The sequence below is a fragment of the Armatimonadota bacterium genome, from assembly GCA_020354555.1.
Classification (GTDB): domain Bacteria; phylum Armatimonadota; class Hebobacteria.
This window is the reverse complement of record CP070648.1, coordinates 3,663,106-3,667,237: the sequence shown is the minus strand read 5'-3', so window position 1 is coordinate 3,667,237 and position 4,132 is coordinate 3,663,106. Positions and strand designations below refer to the sequence as shown.

The 4,132-nt window shown below is 66.6% G+C and carries 5 protein-coding genes; 3 read left to right on the top strand and 2 right to left on the bottom strand.

The genetic code is table 11. The features are described 5' to 3' along the window. Positions 1 to 226: 226 nt before the first annotated feature. Positions 227 to 877 (bottom strand): hypothetical protein, encoded by a 651-nt coding sequence (locus JSV65_15020; protein UCH36800.1) that lies wholly within the window; start codon positions 875 to 877, stop codon positions 227 to 229. Next, a complete protein-coding gene (locus JSV65_15015; GenBank protein UCH33855.1) occupies positions 877 to 1,488 on the bottom strand; it encodes a hypothetical protein in 612 nt (203 codons plus the stop codon). Before JSV65_15015 ends, JSV65_15020 begins: the two co-directional genes overlap by 1 nt. A 541-nt stretch (positions 1,489 to 2,029) precedes the next feature. Here JSV65_15015 and JSV65_15010 point away from each other — a divergent pair. From JSV65_15010 to JSV65_15000, 3 genes are all read left to right on the top strand, one after another. Further along, a complete protein-coding gene (locus JSV65_15010; protein UCH33854.1) occupies positions 2,030 to 3,310 on the top strand; it encodes a hypothetical protein in 1,281 nt (426 codons plus the stop codon). 210 nt (positions 3,311 to 3,520) lie between these two features. Further along, entirely contained in the window at positions 3,521 to 3,670 is a 150-nt protein-coding gene (locus tag JSV65_15005) for a hypothetical protein (GenBank protein ID UCH33853.1), read from the top strand. 100 nt (positions 3,671 to 3,770) lie between these two features. Beyond that, positions 3,771 to 4,132 (top strand): 6-aminohexanoate hydrolase (locus tag JSV65_15000; GenBank protein ID UCH33852.1); only part of this gene is annotated, 362 nt, incomplete at its 3' end.

Here is a 4,132-nt window from a genome sequence, read left to right as displayed (position 1 = left end):
GGCATGCGAATCAGGGGGTTCGGGGTGGTGGCCAGGGGCAGAATCGAACTGCCGACACGCGGATTTTCAGCCCCCGGCCGAAGGTACTAACGCTATATTTATCAATGGGTTACCGGGGCGCCCGTTGCGTAAAGTGCCCCACAATGCAGGACGGTGCAGGACTGATTCCCGCAAATGTCCCGCAGGGTGATTCGGGCAGCTGAATCGATCTTGTTGGCTTCGCGAATCAGTCCACCACCGGGTAGCACGCATCGCCCCACAGCGTGTCCGGGTGGTCCAGCATCATCTCGATCACGAGCGGCACGAGCTTGCCCATGAGGCTGACACAGTCGCGGATCTGATCGCGGTTCACGGAGCTGCCCCAGGTCGCCCCGCCGTGCATCAGCTGGTTACGCAGCGTGTAGATGCGGCTGAGCGCGATGCCGAGGACGGTCACGGTGTCGCGCGCGCCGAGCGCCCGGTGCGCCGCGGCCTTCGCACTCGCGAAGCGCTGTCTCCACTCCTCCTCGGAGATCGACCCGTTGTGGAAGCTCCAGAAATCCTGGAACACGTACTGGTTGTCGAGCAGCACCCGAATGCTGCCCGGGAACTCCGTCCACACGAGCTCGTCGATCCGCCCCTGCGCATCGAGGTCGACGAGTTTCTGCAGAAACGCCTGGAACGTCTTCTGCTCGGAGAGCCAGAACCGCTCGTCGATCTCTGTGGCGTAGGCGGCATTGAAGGCGATCCAGAGGAAGATGAAACGTCCGTCCGGATCGTCCTGCGCCTGCTCGGCACGGTTGAGCCAGCTGAGGGCGCGGTGCACGCGCAGCGCGAGGTTGGGGTGGTGGCCCTCGCGCTCGGCGCGGTGGCGGGCCTTTAGGGACTCGTAGTTCATCACACCGGAACCGCCGCATCGAGGCTGTAGCTCACCTTCTCGCCGTCGACCGTGACGACGCCGCGCTTCTGCAGCTCCCCCAGAATCTGGTGCGCCTCGCCCTCCGCGAGTCCGTTCTGAAAGAGCCCGTTGATCGCTTTCTCGAGCCTCTTCACCTTGCGCGGCCGGGCAGATCCCCGGCGCGCGAGATTGCCGATGATGGCCTCCACCTTCTCCGGCAGCGACTTCGAGTTGACGAGCTTGACCAGCGGCATGTCGGCGACCGACGGTGACCGCTGGACGTGGAGCTTCCTGCTCCTCAGGTGCTTGATCAGGGGATCGAATCCCGTGTCCTTCGACACGATGTGGAAGTAAGCGTCTGGGTACTCCGCCGCGAGCCCGCCCAGGTAGAAGGCGATGTGGAAGTCGAGAGCGTTCCTGCCGTTGCCTTCGATCGTGATGTACTCGACCGCGTCCGCGCCGAGCGCCTGCAGGGACCGGGCAAGCCCGACACTCACCTTGGTCTGGTGGGACCCGAGGAACACCTTGACCTTGAACTGTCCGCCGTTCGCCTGGGGCAGGCTCTCGGGCTGGACGTTCTCGTGGTCGATCAGGAGGAAGTTGGTTCGCACAGCGAGTCCCTCTGCCAATGCGCCAAGCTAGCACCCGGCCGGCCGGGAGCAATGCCCAACAACCGATTTTCGTGACGCCGCTCTCCGTCACCGGAAGGGCTGGCGAGCGTTGCTAACCGACGCCGCGAGAGGCCTGATTCCGCTGCAATTCAGCTTGAGGCCCCCCTCGCCAGGCAAACCTGCGCCGGTCGTCGTCTTTGGCACCGCAGCAAACCCAGACAAGTGCCAGCAGGAGCGCAACTGCCTGTCGTCTCTCCACACAGAGGGTATCCTCGGGGTGTGCTCATCGAGCACGACACGCGCAAACAAGAGAGAGGGGGATTTCATGATGGCTACACAACGAGCCGCGGCCAGGTGGCCGCTGGCCACAGGCTTCCTGCTGGCAACCCTGCTCGGCGCTACGCCTGCCGCGAGTCGGGCAGACGGCGTCACCACGACGAAGCTCGAGATCGTTCCGGGGCCGCCCGAGACGCGATCGACGCCGTTCCTCGCCTGGTACCAGGACCTCTCGCAGGTCGGGTACGTCGAGGAAGAGTACCTGGTGAGCGGTACCGCCAACATCTACGAGTACGTGGACAACGCGGCCCAGCGCCCGGAGGTGCAGGTGCTGACACCGGACGTGCCGTACGTGACGCGCATTCTCGTGCGCAAGCCGCTGCAGCCGGCCCAGTTCAAGGGCACGGTGTTCGTCGACGTCCTGAATGCGACCGCCGGCTGGGACGGGGATGCCATCTGGTACGGCACCTACGAGTACCTGATCCGCTCCGGTGCGGCGTGGGTGGGCGTCTCGACCAAGCCCGTGACCGTCAATTTCCTGCGTGACCGCTGGGGACGGCCGCCCTGGCCCACGCGGAATGCGAGCCGCTACGCAACGCTGTCCATGCCGGCGTTCGGGCAGGTCTGGGACATGATGACCCAGGTCGGTGAGCTGCTGAAGTCGGAAGGCAACGCCGACAACCCGATGGCCGGCTACGACGTACAGCGCCTGATCATGGTGGGCTATTCGCAGTCCGCGGCCTATGAGGTCACCTACGCGAACTCGTTCCACGACATGGCCCGGATGCCGGACGGCACGCCGGTGTACGACGGCTACTACATCTCGGCCGGCGGCGCCCGCGCCAAGGACGTCACCGGCGCAACGCCTGCGACCGAGAACCTGCCGCTCGGAGACCTGCGCAACGTCGTCCACGTCGATGCCCCGGTCATCAAGTTCCAGACCCAGACCGAGGTCGTCAACTTCCCGTCCTGGCCGACGCGGCAGAGCGAGGCACAGACGCCGTGGATCAGGACCTACGAGGTCGTCGGCGCCTCGCACGACGACGCGTTCCGCGACGTGGAGGGCGGCAAGGCCCTTGTGCGTGACCTCGGGCTGCCGCCGAGCTTCTGCCCGGCTCCCGCCAACCCCAAGAACCCGCTGCGGACCGGGCACTACGAGTCGGCCGCCATGGACAACCTGGTTCGCTGGATCGGCGACGGGACCCCGCCGCCGCCGAGCCGGTTCATGGAGCTCGATACCAGCACGCCCGGCGTGGTCGCGCTGGCCCGCGATGCGGACGGCAATGTCCTCGGAGGCGTGCGTCCGCCCGAGATCCGCACGCCGATCGGCGTCTACTTCGAATCCAACAGCGGGCCCGGCTTCTGCGGCCTGTACGGCGGCTTCAGCCCGTTCGCGGATGAGCGACTGCACGAGCTCTACCCGGGATGGGGTGCCTACGTCTCCCGGTTCGTCCGCGACGTCAACGACGCAGTGCGCGAACGGTACCTGCTGTCGAAGGACGCCGTGCAGCTGAGACAGGAGCGGCTCGGCGAGAAGCTGGACTAGACGTTACGGAGTGATTCGACCGAGGGCGGGCGGCGCCCCGCGGTGCCGCCCGCTTTCCGTCGGGCGCAGAGATACACGCGGGCCGAAGTGCGGCGGCAGGCATGCTATGAACCCCGGGCGCCCAGCGATAGACAAGGCAGATTCGCTGGGATGTGGACACGAGTATTCGGGCCTGCCGGTCTCACCGCCGGGTTGATTGCGACCGTCTGAGTGGCGGCCGAACCCCAGGTACGGACTACGGATTTCCCGAGCGCGGTGCACTCCGATCCCCGGTTCCTCGGCTGGATGGAAGGCTTCCCGCCGCCGCCCGACAAGCTGATCACGCAGCCGGGCTCGGAGGCCGTCATGACGTGGAAGTAGTCCCTTTCCGCGAACTACACCGACGGCATGCTGATCCTTCACCACGGCAAGGGCGCTCGGCTGGATCCTCTCGCGCGCGACCGGCAAGGCGCTGACGGAGTTGCTGTCGGAACGCATCTGGCGCCGGATCGGTGCCGAGCAGGACGGCCACATGACCGTCGAGGGGGTCGGCACGCCGTTCGCCGGCGGCGGCCTGAGCGCGGGGCTGCGCGACCTGGGCAGGATCGGGCAGCTCGTGCTGAACGGCGGCCACCTCAACGGCCAGCGGCTGTTCCCTTCCGAGGTCACCGCGAACATCGCCCGCGGCGGCGACAAGCGGGCTTTCGCCGCGGGCTACAGCGAGCTGAAAGGCGGCAGCTACCGCAGCATGTGGTGGGTCTTTCACAACCGCCACGGCGCGTTCGCGGCCCGTGGCGTGCGCGGCCAGACGATCTACGTGGACCCCACGGCGCAGATGGTGAT